The sequence below is a fragment of the Rhodoferax sp. TS-BS-61-7 genome (genome assembly GCF_002943465.1).
GTDB lineage: Bacteria > Pseudomonadota > Gammaproteobacteria > Burkholderiales > Burkholderiaceae_C > Allorhodoferax.
This window is the reverse complement of sequence record NZ_PTQY01000004.1, coordinates 398931-416700: the sequence shown is the minus strand read 5'-3', so window position 1 is coordinate 416700 and position 17770 is coordinate 398931. Positions and strand designations below refer to the sequence as shown.

Annotated in this window: 21 protein-coding genes; 6 read left to right on the top strand and 15 right to left on the bottom strand. The window is 63.5% G+C overall.

Annotated elements, in window-relative coordinates:
* Window positions 1-44: 44 nt before the first annotated feature.
* Window positions 45-938, bottom strand: coding sequence for a transcriptional activator NhaR (gene nhaR / locus C5F53_RS13610; protein WP_105261900.1), 894 nt, complete (start codon window positions 936-938; stop codon window positions 45-47).
* Between the two features lie 133 nt (window positions 939-1071).
* On the opposite strand from nhaR, the gene C5F53_RS13605 reads away from it, so the two are divergent.
* Window positions 1072-1593 carry an Rrf2 family transcriptional regulator gene (locus tag C5F53_RS13605; protein ID WP_105261899.1) on the top strand — a complete coding sequence of 174 codons (522 nt, stop codon included), beginning with the start codon at window positions 1072-1074 and terminating at the stop codon, window positions 1591-1593.
* A 51-nt stretch (window positions 1594-1644) separates the two neighbouring features.
* Here C5F53_RS13605 and C5F53_RS13600 read toward each other — a convergent pair whose 3' ends face one another.
* The 6 genes from C5F53_RS13600 to C5F53_RS13575 all read right to left on the bottom strand — a co-directional run bounded on the left by C5F53_RS13600 (window position 1645) and on the right by C5F53_RS13575 (window position 5676).
* Window positions 1645-2205, bottom strand: a complete 561-nt coding sequence (locus C5F53_RS13600; RefSeq protein ID WP_105261898.1) for an alpha/beta hydrolase — start codon at window positions 2203-2205, stop codon at window positions 1645-1647.
* Between the two features lie 138 nt (window positions 2206-2343).
* Window positions 2344-4056, bottom strand: a complete 1713-nt coding sequence (locus tag C5F53_RS13595) for a SulP family inorganic anion transporter (RefSeq protein WP_105261897.1) — start codon at window positions 4054-4056, stop codon at window positions 2344-2346.
* A 10-nt stretch (window positions 4057-4066) separates the two neighbouring features.
* On the bottom strand, window positions 4067-4408 hold the full coding sequence (locus C5F53_RS13590; protein ID WP_105261896.1) for a TIGR01244 family sulfur transferase: 342 nt from the start codon (window positions 4406-4408) through the stop codon (window positions 4067-4069).
* Between the two features lies 1 nt (window position 4409).
* Window positions 4410-4850 carry a YeeE/YedE family protein gene (locus tag C5F53_RS13585; RefSeq protein ID WP_105261895.1) on the bottom strand — a complete coding sequence of 147 codons (441 nt, stop codon included), beginning with the start codon at window positions 4848-4850 and terminating at the stop codon, window positions 4410-4412.
* A gap of 38 nt (window positions 4851-4888) precedes the next feature.
* Window positions 4889-5320: a YeeE/YedE family protein gene (locus C5F53_RS13580; protein ID WP_105261894.1), complete on the bottom strand. Its 432-nt coding sequence runs from the start codon at window positions 5318-5320 to the stop codon at window positions 4889-4891.
* Window positions 5321-5343: 23 nt separating this feature from the next.
* Complete coding sequence (locus tag C5F53_RS13575) at window positions 5344-5676, bottom strand: helix-turn-helix transcriptional regulator (protein WP_105261893.1); 333 nt, start codon at window positions 5674-5676, stop codon at window positions 5344-5346.
* Window positions 5677-5787: 111 nt separating this feature from the next.
* On the opposite strand from C5F53_RS13575, the gene C5F53_RS13570 reads away from it, so the two are divergent.
* Entirely contained in the window at window positions 5788-6669 is an 882-nt protein-coding gene (locus tag C5F53_RS13570) for an MBL fold metallo-hydrolase (protein WP_105261892.1), read from the top strand.
* A 107-nt stretch (window positions 6670-6776) separates the two neighbouring features.
* On the opposite strand, the gene C5F53_RS13565 is transcribed toward C5F53_RS13570, so the two are convergent.
* From C5F53_RS13565 to tauD, 6 genes are all read right to left on the bottom strand, one after another.
* Window positions 6777-8699 carry a family 2A encapsulin nanocompartment cargo protein cysteine desulfurase gene (locus C5F53_RS13565; protein ID WP_105261891.1) on the bottom strand — a complete coding sequence of 641 codons (1923 nt, stop codon included), beginning with the start codon at window positions 8697-8699 and terminating at the stop codon, window positions 6777-6779.
* Window positions 8700-8787: 88 nt separating this feature from the next.
* Entirely contained in the window at window positions 8788-9720 is a 933-nt protein-coding gene (locus C5F53_RS13560) for a family 2A encapsulin nanocompartment shell protein (protein ID WP_105261890.1), read from the bottom strand.
* Window positions 9721-9789: 69 nt separating this feature from the next.
* On the bottom strand, window positions 9790-10062 hold the full coding sequence (locus C5F53_RS13555) for a helix-turn-helix domain-containing protein (protein ID WP_105261889.1): 273 nt from the start codon (window positions 10060-10062) through the stop codon (window positions 9790-9792).
* The gene (gene epsC / locus C5F53_RS13550) at window positions 10059-10979 is read right to left on the bottom strand and encodes a serine O-acetyltransferase EpsC (protein ID WP_105261888.1); all 921 of its coding nucleotides are present in this window, start codon (window positions 10977-10979) and stop codon (window positions 10059-10061) included. Before epsC ends, C5F53_RS13555 begins: the two co-directional genes overlap by 4 nt.
* A gap of 12 nt (window positions 10980-10991) precedes the next feature.
* On the bottom strand, window positions 10992-11459 hold the full coding sequence (locus tag C5F53_RS13545; RefSeq protein ID WP_105261887.1) for a rhodanese-like domain-containing protein: 468 nt from the start codon (window positions 11457-11459) through the stop codon (window positions 10992-10994).
* 247 nt (window positions 11460-11706) lie between these two features.
* Entirely contained in the window at window positions 11707-12540 is an 834-nt protein-coding gene (gene tauD / locus C5F53_RS13540) for a taurine dioxygenase (RefSeq protein ID WP_105261886.1), read from the bottom strand.
* A gap of 186 nt (window positions 12541-12726) precedes the next feature.
* On the opposite strand from tauD, the gene tauA reads away from it, so the two are divergent.
* The 4 genes from tauA to C5F53_RS13520 are packed head-to-tail and all read left to right on the top strand — an operon-like array spanning window position 12727 to window position 16372.
* On the top strand, window positions 12727-13749 hold the full coding sequence (gene tauA / locus C5F53_RS13535; RefSeq protein ID WP_105261885.1) for a taurine ABC transporter substrate-binding protein: 1023 nt from the start codon (window positions 12727-12729) through the stop codon (window positions 13747-13749).
* 4 nt (window positions 13750-13753) lie between these two features.
* Complete coding sequence (locus C5F53_RS13530) at window positions 13754-14554, top strand: taurine ABC transporter ATP-binding protein (RefSeq protein ID WP_105261884.1); 801 nt, start codon at window positions 13754-13756, stop codon at window positions 14552-14554.
* Complete coding sequence (locus C5F53_RS13525) at window positions 14551-15420, top strand: ABC transporter permease subunit (protein ID WP_105261883.1); 870 nt, start codon at window positions 14551-14553, stop codon at window positions 15418-15420. The genes C5F53_RS13530 and C5F53_RS13525 overlap by 4 nt, the downstream gene beginning before the upstream one ends.
* A gap of 55 nt (window positions 15421-15475) precedes the next feature.
* Window positions 15476-16372 (top strand): DMT family transporter, encoded by an 897-nt coding sequence (locus C5F53_RS13520; RefSeq protein WP_201740850.1) that lies wholly within the window; start codon window positions 15476-15478, stop codon window positions 16370-16372.
* Between the two features lie 119 nt (window positions 16373-16491).
* Here C5F53_RS13520 and C5F53_RS20275 read toward each other — a convergent pair whose 3' ends face one another.
* Window positions 16492-16638 (bottom strand): hypothetical protein, encoded by a 147-nt coding sequence (locus C5F53_RS20275; protein WP_161499935.1) that lies wholly within the window; start codon window positions 16636-16638, stop codon window positions 16492-16494.
* Window positions 16639-16872: 234 nt separating this feature from the next.
* Complete coding sequence (locus tag C5F53_RS13515; RefSeq protein ID WP_105261882.1) at window positions 16873-17649, bottom strand: hypothetical protein; 777 nt, start codon at window positions 17647-17649, stop codon at window positions 16873-16875.
* Window positions 17650-17770: the final 121 nt, after the last annotated feature.

The following is a 17770-nucleotide window of genomic DNA, read 5'->3' as shown; positions in this document are numbered from 1 at the left end:
CGACAGGTCGACAGCGCATTGTCATGCAGCTCGCGTGGGTGCGCTCAGGTAAAGAGCTGGTCGCGCGCCGCCGTGGTAATGGCCACCACACACGGGTGGGTAATGCGCCGCTCCACCGACACGGCAAAGAACTCTTCCACCAGCTCGTCGCTGCGGCCAATCACTTCCACACCAAACTGCTCCACGATGTCTGCCTCCATGACCGACGGCGCCATGAACACGCCGCGGCCTTTGCGGCCAAAGGCGTTCATGAGCGCGCCGTCGTCAAATTCGCCAATGGTGGTGGGGTGAATCTGGTGGTGGCTGAGCCAGCCTTCCCACTGTTGGCGCACCGAGGCCTGGGCGCCCTGCAACAGCATGGGCGCGCCGTTCAGGCAGGCCGGAAACGCCCCTTTCAGTTGCGCCTTCAGGGCCGGGGTGCAGAAGAAGCTCATGGGGCTGCGCCCCAGCGGGTGGTTAAAGGCCTTGACGCTGATGCGTTTGGACATCGGCTCGTCGGCAATCACCAGGTCCAGCTGGTTCAGCGCCAGCTTGGCCAGCAGGTCGGGGAACTTGCCCTCGCTGCAAATCATGCGCACCGGGGCTTCTACCTCCAGCGCCGGCTCCAGCAGCCGGTAGGCCAGCGACTTGGTCACCGAGTCGGCCACGCCCACCTTGAAGTCCAGCACGCGGCGCTGGCCGCTGGCCTGGCGCACCGCGTTTTCCAGCTCAGCGCCCAGCGTGAAGATCTGGTCCGCATACCCCAGCGCCAGGCGGCCGTCCTCGGTCAGCTCCATATTGCGCCCGCTTTTCTGGAACAGCTTGCGCCCCAGCCAGTCCTCCAGTAGCTTGATCTGGCCCGACAGCGTTTGCGGCGTGGTGTGCAGCTGCTCGCCCGCGCGCATGACGCCGCCCGCCTTGGCGGTGACCCAAAAATAGTGAAGGTGCTTGAAGTTCATGGCGTTCCCTCTGAAACAAACTGAAACACTGCGAAATAATCGAAGTAAAAAAATACAAAATACGAATTTACGCGAAGCATACAAGAACCTACAGTTCGAGTCTTCCTAGTCTCTTACTCAAAGGAGTAAACGTATGCGACTCAGTACCCGAGGCCGTTTTGCCATCACCGCCATGATTGACCTGGCCCTGCGCGAAAGCGCGCAGCCCGTGCCATTGCAAGACATCGCGCTGCGGCACCGCATTTCTCTGTCGTACCTGGAGCAGGTGTTTGCCAAGTTGCGCCAACATGGTCTGGTGGAAAGCACCCGTGGCCCCGGCGGCGGCTACACCCTGGGTTTCCGGGGCGACAGCATCACCGTGGCCGACATCATTGGCGCGATTGAAGAAACCGCCGAAGCCAGCACCCCGCGCGACGGTGTGCAGGACATGACGCAGGACCTGTGGGCCGCGTTGCAGACTACCATCGTGGCGCACATGAAAACCATCACGCTGAAAAGCTTGGCGCAAGACCAGCGCGCCAAGGGCTTCCAGGTGGAAGAGCGCAAGCCCGCCAAAAAAGGCGTGCTGCAAAAGATCAAGCCGCTGGCACCCGTGCGCACCAACGCGCCCAACTCGGTGTTTGCGCTGGCCAACTCGTTGGCGTTGCGCGGCTAGTTTTTAAGCCAAAAAGGCCTGTAGCGCCCGCAGTTATTGCGCAAGCAGCTCCTAAATCGATAGTGATTCTGGGGCGTTGGCAAGCGCCGTATGGGCCACACCCAGCGACTGCAGCAGCGCCAGACCCAGCGGCCAGGGGCCAAAGCCGGCTTCCACATTGATGTGGCCGGCATCCTGCAAGCGCACAAACTCGCTGCCCCAGGCGCGTGCATAGGCGCCTGCGGTGCGCACCGGGCAAAACGGGTCGTTGCTGCTGGCCACCAGTACGCTGCGGTAGGGCAGGCGCTGGTAGGGCACGGGGGCAAAGTCGGCCAGAATGCCGCGCCGCTCGGGGTCGGCCGGGGCCACCAACAAGGCGCCCTGGATCTTGGCCGCCACCTCGGGGGGCAAATGCGTAGTGGCAATGCAGCCCAGGCTGTGGGCGGCAATCACCACCGGGCCGGGCGCATCCAAGATGGTTTGGCCGATGGAGGCAATCCAGGCCTTGCGCACCGGGGTGATCCAGTCGTCCTGGTGTACCCGCACCGCGCCGGAAATCTGCTCGGCCCACAGCGTTTGCCAGTGGCCGGGGCCGGAGTCGCGCCAGCCGGGAACGATGACAAGGGTGACCATGGGTGTTGTGCGAGAGCGCCAAATGCGGAACAGAGGCGCATTGTCAGAAGCCCGCTTTAAAACCCAAACTACTTATTTTCCATTTGTATATAGCGAATAGAGCCTTAGCGGCACTGTCCACGCGGGCGGCTTGTGCCTTCAGTGCGCCACAAACGCGTCATGCACGCTTTGGTACACGCGGCCTTGCAGGCGCTGCCCCAGCGCCGTGGCTTGCAGCCGGTCCATCACCGGGCCTTTGACTTCGGCCAGCTCCAGGCGGATGCCGCGCTCGGCCAGGCTTTGCTCCAGCGCCGTGAGCATGCCCAGCGCGGTGGCGTCGATCTGGTTGACCGCCGAGCACACCAATAGCAGGCGCCGGATGTCGGGGTCCGCCCGCACCAGCGCTTCCATGCGTTCTTCCAGCGCCGTGGCGTTGGCAAAAAACAGGCTCTCGTCCACGCGCAGCGCCAGCAGGCCCGGCACCGTTTGCACCGCGTGCCGCTCCACGTTACGAAAGTGCTCGGTGCCCGGCACACGCCCTACCACCGCCATGTGCGGGTGGCTGCTACGCCACACCAGCGCCGCCAGCGACATGGCCACGCCCAGCACAATGCCAGTTTCCACCCCCAGCACGATGACGCCCAGCGCCGTGGCCAACAGCGACAGCGCATCGGCCCGGTCATAAGCCCAGCTGGCCTTGAGCGTGGGCAGGTCCACCAGCGATGTCACCGCCACCAGAATGCTGGCCGCCAGCACCGCCAGCGGCAGGTAATAGAAAAGGCCGGTGAAGAAATAGATGATGACGGCCATGGCGGCCGCGGTGATGAGAGATGCCAGCGGCGTTTGCGCCCCGGCCGCAAAGTTGATGACCGAGCGCGACAGCCCGCCATGCACCGGGTAGGCACCCGACAGTGCCGCCGCCACATTGGCTGCGCCCAGGCCCCACAACTCGCGGTCCGGCACGATGCGCTGCTGGCGTTGCATGGCAAACGACTGCGCCACCGACACACTGCCCACAAACCCCACCAGCGAAATCAACAGCGCTGGCAGCCAGAGCTGGCCCAGCTCGGTGCTGCCCGGCAGCGACAGGCTGAGCGCAGGCAAACCGGCCGGCACCGTGCCCACCACCGCCACGCTGCGGGCCACATCCCATCCGCCCCAAGCCACCAGGCTGGTGCTTGCGACTACAGCTGCAATCGGCGCCATGCGTGCCAGCAGGTCGGCGGCTTGGCTGGCCACGCCCAGGCGGCGCAGGCTGTTGGCCAGGTAACGTCTGCTCCAGAACAAAAACACCATGCTGCCCAGGCCCAGCGCCAGGCTGGTGAGGTTGGTCTGGGGCAGGGCGCGCCACAGCCCTTGCAGCGTGGCCCAGCTAGAGCTGTTGGGCGCGGCCACACCCAGGATGTATTTGAGTTGGCCCAGCGCAATGACGATGGCCGAGCCCGTGACAAACCCGCTCACCACCGGGTGGCTTAAAAAGTAAGCCAGCCAACCCAGGCGCAACGCGCCAAACGCCAGAAACATAAGCCCCGAAATCAGCGCCAAGTGCATGGCCAGTTGCACGTATTCGGTGGTGCCGGCAATCGCCAGCGGCTGCAGCGCGCTGGCGGTCATCAGCGCGGCAATCGCCACCGGGCCCACGGCCAGCGTCATGCTGGAGCCCACCAGCGCATAGGCCACCACCGGCAAGATGCTGGCGTACAGCCCCATCTCGGGCGGCAGGCCGGCCAACAGCGTGTAGGCCAGGCTTTGCGGAATCACCAGCACCGCCACGATGAACCCAGCCGACACATCACCCCCCAGCCAGGCGCGCTGGTAGTGGCGCAGCCAGTGCGGCAGCCAGGCCAAGCGGGTGGCGGTGGTGGGTGGCATGGTGCGGCGCTTATTCGGCTTGCGTGAGCGCGTAGAGCTGGGCCGAGCGTGCGCCCGAGCGGCAAAACGCCAGCACGGGCTGGGGCGCGTCTTGCATCGCCTCACGCATGGCCTGCACCTGCGCTGGCGTGATGGCGCCGCCCACCACGGGCAGGTAGACATAGTGCAGGCCGGCCGCGCGGGCCGCGGCTTCCACGCTGCTGCTCAGGGGCTGGTCGGGGCCGCCTTCCCCATCGGGGCGGTTGTTCACCAGGGTCTTGAAACCCATGGCAACGGCGTCGGCCACCATGCTGGCGTCCATTTGGGCGGCCACGGCAAAGTGGGGGGTGAGGGCTTGGGTGCGTAGGGTCATGTCATTGGTCTCCAGTCAAAGTGCGTGCCTTGCGGCGCTCGGCCCATTCAAAGATGGCCATGCCAGCCACCATGGCCAGCACAAACACCGCTGACTTGGATTGTCCTGCGCCCAGCGACACAATCGCCGGCCCCGGGCAAAAACCTGCCAAGCCCCAGCCGGCGCCAAACAGCAGGCTGCCGCCAATCAGGCGCTTGTCGATGACAGCCGAAGTGGGCAAGTGCAGTGCGCCGCCAAAGAAGTTGGTGGTGCGCTTCTTGGCTGCGGCAAATGCGCCCAGCCCGACCAAAATACCGCCGCCCATCACAAAGGCCAGCGACGGGTCCCAGGTGCCGGCCAGGTCCAGAAAGCCCAGCACTTTGCTGGGGTCGGTCATGCCGGCCAAGATCAGGCCAATGCCAAACAGCAGGCCCACAAAAAATTCAGTCACACGGTGTTGCATAACAAGGCTCCTCGGAGAAACGGGTGATGGATCAGCGCTCAGGCGAAGACGTGGCGCAGCAGAAAAACGATGGCAAAGCCCGCGCCCATGAAGGCCAACGTGGCCGCCAGCGAGCGCGGCGAGAGACGTGAGAGGCCGCACACTCCGTGGCCGCTGGTGCAGCCGGAGCCGTAACGCGTACCCACACCCACCAACAGGCCGGCCACGACCACTGTGCCCCAGCCCGCGTCAATCGTGGCGGGCACAGGGCCGGCCACCAACAGGTAAAGCATGGGGGCCGCCAACATGCCCAGTACAAAGGCAATGCGCCAGCTGGTGTCACCGGCCTTGGGGCGCAGCAGGCCACCCACAATGCCGCTGATGCCGAGGATGCGGCCGTTCACCAGAATGAAGATGGCCGAGGCCAGGCCCAGCAAAATGCCGCCCGCCAGCGAGGCCCAGGGCGTGAAATGGTTCCAGTCAATCGTCATGGTGTGTTCCTTGTGGTTAGTGCTTACTTAGTGCAAAACTCAGCGTACAAAACGCCCATCACTGCTAACGCCTGCGGGCTGTTGATGCAGTAGTAGATGGATTTGCCTTCGCGCCGGGTGCTCACCAGGCCCTCTTCGCGCAGCACGCCCAGCTGCTGCGACAGCGTGGGCTGGGCAATGCCCACCAACGCTTCCAGCTCGCCCACGTTCTTTTCGCCCTGGCTGAGCTGGCACAGCAGCAGCAGGCGGTCGGGGTTGGACAGGGCTTTCATCAGGCGGCAGGCTGCGTCGGCCGACTGGCGCAGCACGGCCAGGTCCAGCGCGGGGGCGGTCGGGGTGTCGGGGGTGGCCAGCATGGTCAGGGTTCCAATTCGTTTGCAATGTCGATAGTTTATTGACTAACAATCTATAAGTCAATAAACTATCTATGTCGAAATTGAAACAACGACCTTTACAAGGAGTTTTCCATGACAGCCACTGCCGCCACCCCCGCACCCCAGGTGCAGGCCTTTTTTGACCCCGCCACCTGGACCGTGAGCTACGTGGTGTTCGACCACGCAGGCGGCCACTGCGCCCTGGTCGACTCCGTGCTGGACTACGACGCCAAGTCTGGCCGCACCAGCACCCGGTCGGCCGATGCGCTGGTAGCCTTTGTCAAAGACAAGGCGCTGACCGTGCAGTGGATTCTGGAAACCCATGCCCATGCCGACCACCTGTCCGCCGCCCACTACTTGCGCAAGCAGCTGGGCGGCCAGATCGCCATTGGCGCCGCCATCACCGATGTGCAAAACGTCTTCAAAGCCGTCTTCCACCTGGAGCCCGAGTTCCACCCCGACGGCCGCCAGTTCGACCACCTGTTCCAGCCCGACGAGGTGTTTGCCATTGGCGACCTGCGCGCCCAGGCGCTGTCCGTGCCGGGCCACACGCCCGCCTGCATGGCCTACCAGGTGGGCAATGCGGTGTTTGTAGGCGACACCCTGTTCATGCCCGACGTGGGCACCGCGCGCTGCGACTTTCCGGGTGGCAACGCCCATGACCTGTTTCAGAGCGTGCGCAAGCTGCTGGCTCTGCCCGGCGACACCCGCCTCTATATGTGCCACGACTACCCGCCCGAGGGGCGCGACGCGGCGTGGGTCAGCACGGTCGCGCAGCAGCGCGCCAGCAACATCCATGTGCACGACGGCGTGAGCGAAGACGCCTTTGTCGCCATGCGCAGCCAGCGCGACGCGGGCCTGGCCATGCCCACCCAGATCCTGCCCTCGGTCCAGGTCAACATCCGTGCAGGCGCCATGCCACCGGCCGAGTCGGATGGGCGGGTCTACCTCAAGGTACCGGTTAACGTTCTATAAGAAATTGATGGCTAGCCCCTGTGGATATTGCGCGAGCAGCTCCTGAAACCATAGCAAAACGCCAGCCCTTGTGGGGCTGGCGTTTCACGTTGCGCTATTGGGTCTGCTCAATGGGCCCGCGCGGAACTCAGCTTGCGCACCACCGCCACCAGACGGTCAATCTCGTCAAAGGTGTTGTAGAACGCCAGTGAAGGACGCACCGTGGTCTCCACGCCAAAGCGACGCAGGATGGGCTGCGCGCAGTGGTGGCCGGTTCGCACGGCAATGCCTTCGTCGTTCAATGCCTTGCCCACTTCTTCCGTGGTGTAGCCCTTGAGCACAAACGACATCACGCTAGCCTTGTCGGCCGCAGTGCCAATCAAGCGCACGCCAGGAATGGCGCCCAGCGCTTGCATGCCGTAGACCAACAACTCGTGTTCGTAGCGGGCAATGTTTTCAATGCCCACCTTGTTCACGTAGTCGATGGCGGCACCCAAGCCCACGGCGTCGGCGATGTTGCCGGTGCCAGCTTCGAACTTGTTCGGGATAGGCTGGAACACGGTCTTCTCGAAGGTCACATCGGCAATCATGTTGCCGCCGCCTTGCCAGGGTGGCATGTCTTCGAGCACTTCGCGCTTGCCCCAGACCACACCGATGCCGGTGGGACCGAACACCTTGTGGCCAGAGAACACAAAGAAGTCGGCGCCAATGTCCTGCACGTCCACCCGCATGTGCGAGATGGACTGCGCACCATCCACCAATGCTTTTGCACCGGCGCGGTGGGCCATGGCCACGATTTCCTTGACCGGTGTGACCGTGCCCAGCGCGTTCGACACTTGCGTGACGGACACGATCTTGGTGCGGTCGTTCAGCAGCTTCTGGTATTCGTCCAGCAGCACCTGGCCGCTGTCGTCCACCGGAATCACGCGCAGCTTGGCACCCTTGGCCGCAGCCAGCTGCTGCCAGGGCACGATGTTGGCGTGGTGCTCCAGGTTGCTGACGATGATTTCGTCACCGGGGCCAATGTGCTGGCCGCCCCAGCTCTTGGCCACCAGGTTGATGGCCTCGGTGGTGCCGCGCACAAAGATCACCTCGTTCACATCGGGCGCGTTGATGAAGTTCTTCACCCGCTGGCGGGCGCCTTCGTACGCGTCGGTCGCGCGGGCTGCGAGTTCGTGCGCCGCGCGGTGGATGTTCGAGTTCTCGTGCTCGTAGAAGTGGGCGATGCGGTCGATCACCGATTTCGGCTTGTGCGTCGTGGCCGCGTTGTCAAACCACACCAGCTGCTTGCCGTTCACCCGCTCTTGCAGGATGGGGAAGTCGCGGCGCACGGCGTGCACATCGAACGGCGGGCGTTGCCCACTGCCGACCTGAGGCACGTTGCCGTTGGGCGCAGCTTTGGCGGGCGTGACGTAGCCACTGGGCAGTACCACCGAGTCCACAAAGTAGTACTTGGGCTCGGTCGACGGCGTGGTGACCGGCACACCGGCTGCGGACGGGCTAACGCCAGAACCGAGGCTGGGGGACGACGGCTCTGAAGGCGCCGACGGTGCGCGTGGCACAGCAGATGCGGCACCCGGTGCGGGGTGGCCGTACTGCTCGTTCAGAAAGTAGAACGGTGATGCACCGCCAGAGAACGGCGAAGCGCCCCCAGGGCTGGGCTGCGCACTCTGGTTGGCCACCGGTGCCACGGCCGCGCTGGCCTCGGGCACGCCGAGGACTGCGCTGCCAAAGCGGGGCTCGTAAGCCGGTGCCTGGCTGAACAGGGTGTCGGGCACGCCATTGCCGGCGACAGCATGGGGCTGCAGTGCGGGAATGCGGTTGGCCAGGGACAACACCGGTGTGGGCGAAGCTGGAATCAGGTTGGCGCCGGGCGCCAGGCCTTGTGGGATCGGAGTGCCGGGCACGCTGGGGCCCAGGCCCGCGGGGCTGGCCAACGGAGAACCGGCCGGAGCCAGGTTCACCGGGGCCTGCACGCCGGGGGCGCCAGAACTCAGTGCCGACAAGCCCGACACACCCGACGGACCGCTGGCAAACAGCGCATTGGCCATTTGCGCAATCAGCGCCGGGTCGATCGGAGGTGCTGCAGCGGGTGCAGCAGGGATGCCTGAAGTAGTCACAGTGGATTACTGGTAGTGATTACTTGTAGGTATCTGGGTAGTCGTGGTACTTGTTGACTTCCACGTCGTCCAGCACAGCCACGGCATCGGGCGTCAGCACGGCCAGCGAGCAGTACAAGGAAATCAGGTAGCTGGAGATGGCTTGGTCGTTGATGCCCATGAAGCGCACCGACAGACCGGGGCTTTGTTCGCCAGGCAGGCCGGGCTGGAACAGGCCGACCACGCCTTGGCGCTTGTCGCCCACGCGGATCAGCAAAATCTTGCTCTTGCCATCCGCCACAGGCACTTTGTCCGAAGGGATCAGGGGAATACCGCGCCAGGTGATGAACTGCGAGCCAAACAGGCTGATGGTGGGCGGCGGTGTGCCGCGGCGGGTGGCTTCGCGGCCAAAGGCAGCGATGGTGACGGGGTGGGCCAGGAAGAAGGCAGGCTCTTTCCACACCTTGGTCAGCAGCTCGTCCAGGTCGTCAGGCGTAGGTGCGCCAGTCAGCGGGAAGATGCGTTGCTCATCGGTGACTTGCGACAACAGGCCGTAGTCGGGGTTGTTGATCAGTTCGCTTTCCTGGTTTTCCTTGATGGTCTCAATGGTCAGGCGCAGTTGCTCTTTGATCTGGTCGTGCGGGCTGCTATACAGGTCGGACACGCGGGTGTGCACATCGAGGATGGTGCTGACGGCGTTCAGGAAGAACTCACGTGGCTTTTCGTCGTAGTTGACGAAGGTGCGGGGCAATTGGTTTTCGGTCTGGCGTGCGGTGCAGGTGACCTTGATGGACTCGGGGTCCTTGACGGTGTTCAGGCGGAAGATGCCGGCTTCGACGGGCACCCACTGCAGCAGGTGCGTGAGCCAACGGGGCGAGATGGTGGAGAGCTGCGCCGTGGTTTTGGTGGCGTTGGCGAGTTGCCGTGCGGCGTTGTCGCCCAGCGTGGTCAGGGCGGCGGGAGTGCTGGTCATGGAGGTCCTTGGTGTGTGACAGGGATGGGAAAAAGGTCTGCGGCAGTATCCAAAGTGCGCGCCCTGCGCTCAACAGGCTATAGCCGTCAATTTGATGCGCTGCACAAAACGGCTGTTGGCCGTGGCTTCGCACTCTTGCAATAGGCCAGACGCCGAAATGTCCAGCGCGGTGGAGAGTTTCTGGATGGTGACCAGAGACGACACGACCTGGCCGCGCTCGATCTCGCCCACGTAGGAGCGGTTCAGGTCTGAGCGCTCGGCCAGCTGCTCTTGCGAGAGGCCGCGCGTGGCACGCATGCGGCGCACCGCGATGCCAAAGTTTTCAAGTAACTGTTCGCTCATGCAGCCACCGGCTCTGCGTGGGTGTCGTGGCGGTGCACGGCCTGGGTGATGTGGCTGCCCGGGGCCACGCTGTGCGTGAGCCAGACATTACCGCCAATGGTGGCGCCCTTACCGATGGTGATGCGGCCCAGCACGGTAGCGCCGGCGTAGATCACCACGTCGTCTTCCACGATGGGGTGGCGCGCCAGGCCCTTGTGCAGCGTGCCATCGGAGTCAGCGGAGAAGCGTTTAGCGCCCAGTGTCACGGCCTGGTACAGGCGCACGCGTTGGCCGATGACGGCGGTTTCGCCAATCACGACGCCGGTGCCATGGTCGATAAAGAAGCCCGCGCCGATGTGGGCGCCGGGGTGGATGTCGATGCCGGTCTGGCTGTGCGAGAGCTCGGCAATGATGCGGGCCAGCAGCGGCAGACCCAGCAGGTAGAGCTTGTGCGCCAGGCGGTGGTGGATGATGGCCAGCACGCCGGGGTAGCACAGCAGCACCTCGTCCACACTGCGGGCTGCGGGGTCGCCCTGGTAGGCAGCCAGCACATCGCTGTCCAGCAGGGTGCGGATGCGTGGCAGCTCGGCCGCCAGTGCGCGGGTCACTTGCAGGGCCTGGGCCTCCACATCGGCATCGCGACCGGTTTGTTGGCGGGCCACGTATTTCAGTTCCAGGCGCACCTGGTCCAGCAGGCCGTGCAGCGCGGTCTCCAGCGTGGTGCCCACGTAGAAGTCTTCGCCCTCGGGGTAGAGGTCGGGTGGGCCCAGGCGCAGCGGGAACAGCGCGCCCTTGAGGTTCTCCACGATATGGTTCAGCGCCTCGCGCGAGGGGAACTCGCGCCCGCCGGGCTCCAGTGCCCGCTTTTGCGATTCGCGCCATTGCTGTCGCACGGCGCGCAAAGAAGCAACGATCTCGGGGGTGTCAAAAGTGGCCATGGTGTTTGGGTCTCAGTCCTGGATCCAGGGCAGCTGGTGGAAGCGCCAGCCGTCGTCGGTGCCGCGGTGGCCGTGGGTGTCGATCTCGCCTTCAAAGCCTTCCAGCACATTGAAGACTTGGGTAAAGCCGGCCTTGGCCGCGGCCTCAGCCGCCAGGGCGGACCGCTTGCCGCTGCGGCACAGCAGCAGCACGGGCGTGTCTTTGCCGGTTTTGGCTTCCAGCTCGCGCACAAAGCGCGGGTTGCGCGTCAGCGCGGTGCCGGTGGCCCAGGCCACGTGCAGGCTGCCGGGCACGTGGCCGACAAATTTGCGTTCTTCGCCGCTGCGCACATCGACCAGCAAGGCCTGCTCTTGCGAGAACAGCTGCCAGGCCAGGGGCGGGGTCACGCCTCCGGCGTAGGGCAGGCCGGTGGCCAGGGCCACGGCACGGGCGGCTTCCAGGGCTTGGGGCAGTGCGGATGTTTCAGACGGGGCTGACATGGTGGGTTTCCTCTCGTTCGTCTAGGTGTCTATCGCCAGCAAACTGCGGTTTGCGGTGGCCATGGGGGCACTCTAAAGAGCAAGGCTTAGATTGCAAACGAATACTTTTTTGCTTGTTAACAACCAAAACATCTGAGACATGGTGCGGCTGTTCGCCGGCTGCCACGCCCTTGTTTTGGCACGAAAATGGCCTCTAGCCCACGTAAATATTGCGCAAGCAGCTCCTGATTTCATAGCGAATTGCAGCTTAGAACGGTGCCTCGCCCAGGATGGTGGCGCGGTGCATCACGCGGCGGTGGGGCAGGTAGTCGGCCGTGGCGTAGTGCTGGGTCAGGCGGTTGTCCCAGAAGGCCAGGTCGTACTGCTTCCAGCGCCAGCGCACGGTGAACTCCGGCTTGGCCAGGTGGGCGCGCAAAAACGCCAGCACCGCGTCGCTCTCGGCCTTGGTCAGCTCCACGATGCGGCTGGTAAAGCCTTCGTTGACGAACAAACCACGCTTGCCGCTGACCGGGTGGGTGCGGATGACGGGGTGCACCACCTCGGGCGACTTGGCCACTGCGGCCTCCCAGGTCTTGCGTTCTTCGGGCGTGCGCGCATAACGCCAGGCCGGGAACGACTGCACAAAGCTGTGCTCCGCATGCAACGGGTCCAGAAAGTTGCGCAGCGGCTCGGACAGCGCTTCGTACGCCGCAATGCCGCTGGCCCACAGCGTGTCGCCACCGTGCGGCGGCAATACGCGCGCCGAAAGGATGGCGCCCAGCGGTGGCGTGGTGATGAAGGTCACGTCGGTGTGCCAGTTGTCGTTATCCGGCGGGTTGTCGTTGTGCGTGTCCAGCACGATGATCTCGGCCGCCTCGGGGTGCTGGGGGTAGACCGGGTGGATGTGCAGCTCGCCAAAAGCGCGCGCCAGGTCGCGCTGCTGCACCGGGGTGACGGGCTGGTTTTCAAAGAACAGCACATGGTGTTGCAGCAGGGCACTGTGCAGCGCGTCGCGGTCCTGGGTGCGCAGGGGTTCAGTCAGGTCGATGTTGCTGACCAAGGCGCCAATGGCGGGGCCCAGAGGGCGGATGTCGAGAGTCATGGGGGGTGGGGAGTAGAGAAACGGATGCGTCCAAGCCTAGTGCGCAGGGCGCCATTTGCTTGCGCGTTATTCGCATTAGCTATGTCAGATTCATTCGACGACACAAACCAGGCATATCAATAAGCTCGATTCCAAGCCCCACAAACCGGGTGCTCTTTTTGTCACACATCACCAAGGAATCGAACCATGCAATTCACTAAAAGACTCTTCACCGCCGCCATAGCCACCACCCTGCTGGCCGGCGCCAGCCTGGGCTTTGCGGCCGACAAAAAAGTCGTCATCGGCTACCAGACCGACGCGCTGCCCTCGTCCGTGGCCATTGCCAATGGTGACTTCGCCAAGGCCACCGGCTACCAGATCGACTTCCGCAAGTTCAACTCGGGTGCCGATGTGTTTGCCGCCATCGCCTCGGGTGATGTGCAAATTGGCTACGTGGGCTCCAGCCCCTACGCCGCAGCCACCTCCCGTGGTCTGGACGTGAAGGCCTTCTACCTGGCCTCCATCTCCGGTACCGACGAAGCGTTGGTCGTGCGGAACGGCTCCGGCATTAACTCGCTCAAAGACTTGAAGGGCAAGAAGCTGGCAGCCGCGCCCGTGTCCACCGACCACTACCAACTGCTGGCGCTGCTGAAGAGCCAAGGCCTGACCGAAAAAGACGTGCAGGTGTTTGCCATTCCCCAGCCCGAAATCGTGGCCGCCTACAACCGTGGCGACCTGGACGGTGGCTTTGTCTGGGACCCCGCGCTGACCGAGCTGAAGAAAACCGGCAAGGTGCTGATCACCTCCAAAGAAGTGGCTGAAAAAGGCGCACCTACCTTCAGCGCCTGGGTGGCCACCGGTGCGTTTGCCAAAGAGAACCCCGAGTTCCTGAGGGCCTACGCCGGCGTGATCGAGAAATACTCCAACTCGTTTGTGAAGGACAAGGCCGCCTGGGGACCTGAGAGCGAAAACGCCAAGACCCTGGCCAAGCTGCTGGGCGGCACACCGGCCGACTTCTCCGCCGCGTTGAAGAACTTGAACCTGGTGCCTCTGCACGTGCAAGCGTCGGAAGCCTGGCTGGGCGGTGGCGAAAAATCGGGCGTGGCCCGCATCCTGAAAGAAACCGCCAGCTTCTTGAAGGAGCAAAAGAAGATCTCCGACGTATTGCCCAGCTACGCCGCATTTGTGACCACCTCGGCCATCGCCGGTGCTGTGGTCGCACAGAAGTAACGCCATGCTCAGTGTCAAGAACGCCAGCGTCTACTTTGCGGGGCGCAACGGCCACCCGGTACAGGCCCTGGACCGGGTCTCGCTCGACATCCCGGACCGGGGCTTCGTCGTGGCACTGGGTACCTCGGGCTGCGGCAAGTCCACCTTGCTCAATGCCATGGCGGGCTTCTTGCCGCTGTCCGAGGGCAGCATCACGCTGAATGGCCGACCTATCGAGAAGCCCGGTGCCGACCGCGGCGTGGTGTTCCAGAAGGACAGCCTGTTGCCCTGGAAAACCGTGGCCGAGAACGTGGCACTGGGCCTGAAGTTTGCCGGCGCCAGCCGCGCCGAACAACGCGACCGCGCGCTGGAGTTGCTGCAATTGGTGGGTTTGCAAGACTTTGCGAATGCCGCACCGTACGAGCTGTCGGGTGGCATGCGCCAACGTGTGAGCCTGGCCCGTGCGCTCGCGCCCGACCCCGACATTCTGCTCATGGACGAGCCCTTTGGCGCGCTGGACAGCATGACGCGTGAGCAGATGCAGGAGCTGCTGGTCTCGGTTTGGCACCGCACCGGCAAGCAGGTATTTTTCATCACCCACTCCATCGAAGAGGCGCTGTTCCTGGGCACCCAGCTCATCGTCATGTCGCCGCGGCCCGGCCGCATCGTGGCGCGCTTTGACCTGGACTTTGTCAACACCTTTGCCCGTGACGGCGATGCGCGTGCCATCAAGACCGCGCCCAAGTTTGCGCACCTGCGCGAAGAGATTCGGGCCATCGTCCACTACAACGAAAACCAGAACGAACCCCAGGAGGCCACCGCATGAGCAACCTAGCCGTGACTGCCACCGTGCTGCCACCGTCTGCCGAGCCACGCACCCGGCGTCGGGAGCCACGCATCGTGAAAATGCGCAACTTCGGCATTGGTGAAAAATCCACCGTCACCATCAGCGTGGCCACCGGTGCCGCCCTGTTGCTGCTGTGGTGGGCCATCGCCCAGGCGGGGCTGGTGCCCAAGCTGTTTTTGCCCACGCCGGCCGAAGTGCTGTCGCTGGGCGTGGAGATCTTTCGCGAAGGCTATGCCAACGCCACGCTCTGGGAGCACGTGTCCGCCAGCCTAGGGCGCATTCTGTCGGCCGCGGTGATTGCCGTGGCGCTGGGCATTCCCGTGGGTCTGCTCATGGGCCTGAGCCGCTGGGCCAAGGGCGTGTTCTCCACACCCATCGAGTTTTATTGGCCGTTGCCGCCCTTGGCCTACTTGCCACTCATTATCATCTGGTTGGGCATTGGTGAAACTTCCAAGATCGTTCTGCTGGCCTTGGCCATGTTTGCGCCCGTGGTGCTCTCGGCCCAGGCCGGCGTGCGATCGCTGCCGCAGGAGCGGGTGAATGCGGCTTTGTCGCTGGGCGCTTCGCGCTGGCAGCTGTTCAAGGACATCGTGCTGCCTTCGGCCTTGCCTGAAATTCTGACCGGCATCCGCATTGCGTTGGGCGTGGGCTGGAGCACGCTGGTGGCGGCCGAACTGATTGCGGCCACACGCGGCATTGGCTACATGATCATGTCGGCCTCGCACTTTCTGGCCACCGACGCGGTGTTTGTTGGTATTGCGGTGATTGCCGCTTGCGCCTTTGCGTTCTCCTTCAGCATGCGCCTGTTGGAGAGCTGGCTGGTGCCTTGGAAAGGTAAGCAGTAAGGGCAGCGCGCGCATCACCATAGCGGTGTCGTGTGGCACCGCTACTATCCAACGCATGCCGCATTTCTTCTCCCGCCTGCAAGAGGGCAACCCGCGCAGCATTACCGCCATGCTGCTGGCCGTGATGCTGTTCTCCGCCATGGACACCATCATCAAGGCGCTGTCTGCCCACTACCCGCCGCTGCAGATTGCCGCCATGCGCGGCGCGCTCACGCTGCCGCTGATTGCGCTGTGGATCCAGTGGCGCGGTTCCTGGGCCGCCGTCTGGCAGGCACGCTGGCCGCTGCACCTGCTGCGCGGTGGGCTGGTCATTGCCATGCTGGTGCTGTTCACCTACGGCGTGCGCGGCCTGCCGCTCACCCACGCCTACACCCTCATGTTTTTTGCCCCGCTGCTCATCACGGTGCTGGCCTGGCCCGTGTTGGGCGAGCGAGTGCCCCGTGCGCACTGGTGGGCCGTGGGCGGCGGGCTGCTCGGGGTGCTGGTGGCGCTGCGCCCCAGTGCCGAAGGGTTTGCCAGCTGGTCGGGGCTGGCGGTGCTGGGCGCTGCGGTTTGTTATGCGGTGTCAGCCGTGGTCACACGGCTGTCCAGCCGCACCGATTCAAAGGACAGCCTAGTGCTGTGGGTCATGGTGATCCTGACGGTGGTGGCGGGTGCGCTGGCGTTGCCGCAATGGCTGCCGCTGCAGGCGCATCACCTGCCGCTGTGGGCGGGTTTGGCGGCCTCGGGTTTTCTAGCACAGCTGGCCATTACCGAGGCCTTCCGCCACGGCCAGGCCAGCGCCGTGGCCCCGTTTGAATACACCGCTCTGGCGTGGAGTCTGGGCATTGACTGGCTGGTGTGGCAGCAGCTGCCCGACGCCTTCACCCTGCTGGGTGGCGCCATCATTGTGGGCAGTGGTTTGTATGTGCTGCGGCACGAGCAGGTGCACGCCACGGCAGAACACCCCTAGGCGCCAACGCCAGGCGCAGCCCGCGAGACCGCGCGAGCGAGGGCTGGTCCGCGCTCCAATGGCGCCAAGTCACTTCGCGGATGCGCAGCCACTGCTGTTGTAGCGTGAACGCTGCCACCTCACACCCCTTGCACGGGCAAGAGCAACAGCTGAATGGCGACCATGGACACAGCCACCCACAGCAGCGCCGCACCCAGCGACACCAGCAGCTCGCGCGTGTTGAAGGGGCCCTCCTGGTTCAGGCCGGCAATATCGTAGTCTTGCATGCACCACCTCCTTGACATCGTTGTTGTAGATGACTTCATTGTGCGAAGCGGGGGGCGGTTAGGGAAGGAAGGAAATGGCAGTTCTTATTGCGAAAAACGTTTGATGAGAGCGGGGGCAGTTATCGAGTCGTTGTTGCCACCAGAGTCGTGGCAAAAATGCCTAGTCGAAAAACAGTCTCCCAGTCATGTCCGCAAAGCCGTCGATCGGCCGCTCTTGAGCCTGTATGGGTCGACCTAATCAGGATTAGTTCCGTCTCGCGTCAAGGTTGGCCAAGAGTTACAAGGCGTCCCCTCTGGCCATGAAAACGTGATTTCTTTTCGAACCTCGCCGTTGACGATTTCGAGCTTTGGAGGTCGGTAGCCCGGAAGAAAGCTCCCATCTTCATGGACCGCAAACAGCCCTCGAAACGGAAAACCCCAGAGGTGAATGTCAATGCCGCAAATCATCGCGTTTGTCGGTGTCGTCATGACATAAATAGGGTCGTAGCCTAGGCCCCGAAAAGCATTCAGTCGCTTGCGTTGTTCAAAGTCGATGTACAGCCCTATTCCCAGCTTCCACGGCTCGTCCCGATACAGGAGATCGATCATGTATTGGCTCGGAGACAATTTTCCAAAAAATTTGCCATTGACTTGGAAGTTACCTGAGGCTTGGATGCCGCAGAGCACCTTGAGCAACCATCTCTCGAAGCGAATACCGTCAATCGAAATCTGCGGCACCGTGCCCAACTCATTTGGCGTCCGTTTGCTGTCAATCAGCTTGAGATGCGCGAACAACTTGGCTGCTTCAGCGTCGTAGCTGCTAAGCAATCCGTTGTGGTGCTTGCAGAGCACGGTCGCTGTGAGAGAGTTTGGGCTCGCCTGGCCAGTCTCACCAGGCTTGAGCCAAGGAAATCCCTGTACACCGAACGGTGCAAGAGACTCAAGAATTACACGGGAAATGACGTGCTCCCGGGACTTGCCATCGCAGTTTCCAAGGTGGCGCGCGTAACATTTCTCGAAGGACATGATCATCTTCACTTGGTAGCAATTCAAGAAAGTAGCCTACCCGAAAGTCGGGATCCACAAACGTAAGCTTGGTGCCCGACGTGGGCCTCGTTCAATGTCACACAACTGTCCGACGTAATTTATGTAC

Excerpts from the sequence above, each read along its gene's own strand:
- C5F53_RS13560 (WP_105261890.1), bottom strand. The coding sequence starts at position 9,720 with ATGACCAGCACTCCCGCCGCCCTGACCACGCTGGGCGACAACGCCGCA.
- C5F53_RS13515 (WP_105261882.1), bottom strand. The coding sequence starts at position 17,649 with ATGATCATGTCCTTCGAGAAATGTTACGCGCGCCACCTTGGAAACTGC.
- C5F53_RS13545 (WP_105261887.1), bottom strand. The coding sequence starts at position 11,459 with ATGTCAGCCCCGTCTGAAACATCCGCACTGCCCCAAGCCCTGGAAGCC.
- C5F53_RS20275 (WP_161499935.1), bottom strand. The coding sequence starts at position 16,638 with ATGCAAGACTACGATATTGCCGGCCTGAACCAGGAGGGCCCCTTCAAC.
- C5F53_RS13580 (WP_105261894.1), bottom strand. The coding sequence starts at position 5,320 with ATGACGATTGACTGGAACCATTTCACGCCCTGGGCCTCGCTGGCGGGC.
- C5F53_RS13605 (WP_105261899.1), top strand. The coding sequence starts at position 1,072 with ATGCGACTCAGTACCCGAGGCCGTTTTGCCATCACCGCCATGATTGAC.
- tauD (WP_105261886.1), bottom strand. The coding sequence starts at position 12,540 with ATGACTCTCGACATCCGCCCTCTGGGCCCCGCCATTGGCGCCTTGGTC.
- C5F53_RS13565 (WP_105261891.1), bottom strand. The coding sequence starts at position 8,699 with ATGGCCAATGCGCTGTTTGCCAGCGGTCCGTCGGGTGTGTCGGGCTTG.
- C5F53_RS13575 (WP_105261893.1), bottom strand. The coding sequence starts at position 5,676 with ATGCTGGCCACCCCCGACACCCCGACCGCCCCCGCGCTGGACCTGGCC.
- C5F53_RS13595 (WP_105261897.1), bottom strand. The coding sequence starts at position 4,056 with ATGCCACCCACCACCGCCACCCGCTTGGCCTGGCTGCCGCACTGGCTG.
- C5F53_RS13590 (WP_105261896.1), bottom strand. The coding sequence starts at position 4,408 with ATGACCCTACGCACCCAAGCCCTCACCCCCCACTTTGCCGTGGCCGCC.
- C5F53_RS13530 (WP_105261884.1), top strand. The coding sequence starts at position 13,754 with ATGCTCAGTGTCAAGAACGCCAGCGTCTACTTTGCGGGGCGCAACGGC.
- C5F53_RS13585 (WP_105261895.1), bottom strand. The coding sequence starts at position 4,850 with ATGCAACACCGTGTGACTGAATTTTTTGTGGGCCTGCTGTTTGGCATT.
- nhaR (WP_105261900.1), bottom strand. The coding sequence starts at position 938 with ATGAACTTCAAGCACCTTCACTATTTTTGGGTCACCGCCAAGGCGGGC.
- C5F53_RS13600 (WP_105261898.1), bottom strand. The coding sequence starts at position 2,205 with ATGGTCACCCTTGTCATCGTTCCCGGCTGGCGCGACTCCGGCCCCGGC.
- epsC (WP_105261888.1), bottom strand. The coding sequence starts at position 10,979 with ATGGCCACTTTTGACACCCCCGAGATCGTTGCTTCTTTGCGCGCCGTG.
- tauA (WP_105261885.1), top strand. The coding sequence starts at position 12,727 with ATGCAATTCACTAAAAGACTCTTCACCGCCGCCATAGCCACCACCCTG.
- C5F53_RS13570 (WP_105261892.1), top strand. The coding sequence starts at position 5,788 with ATGACAGCCACTGCCGCCACCCCCGCACCCCAGGTGCAGGCCTTTTTT.
- C5F53_RS13520 (WP_201740850.1), top strand. The coding sequence starts at position 15,476 with ATGCCGCATTTCTTCTCCCGCCTGCAAGAGGGCAACCCGCGCAGCATT.
- C5F53_RS13525 (WP_105261883.1), top strand. The coding sequence starts at position 14,551 with ATGAGCAACCTAGCCGTGACTGCCACCGTGCTGCCACCGTCTGCCGAG.
- C5F53_RS13555 (WP_105261889.1), bottom strand. The coding sequence starts at position 10,062 with ATGAGCGAACAGTTACTTGAAAACTTTGGCATCGCGGTGCGCCGCATG.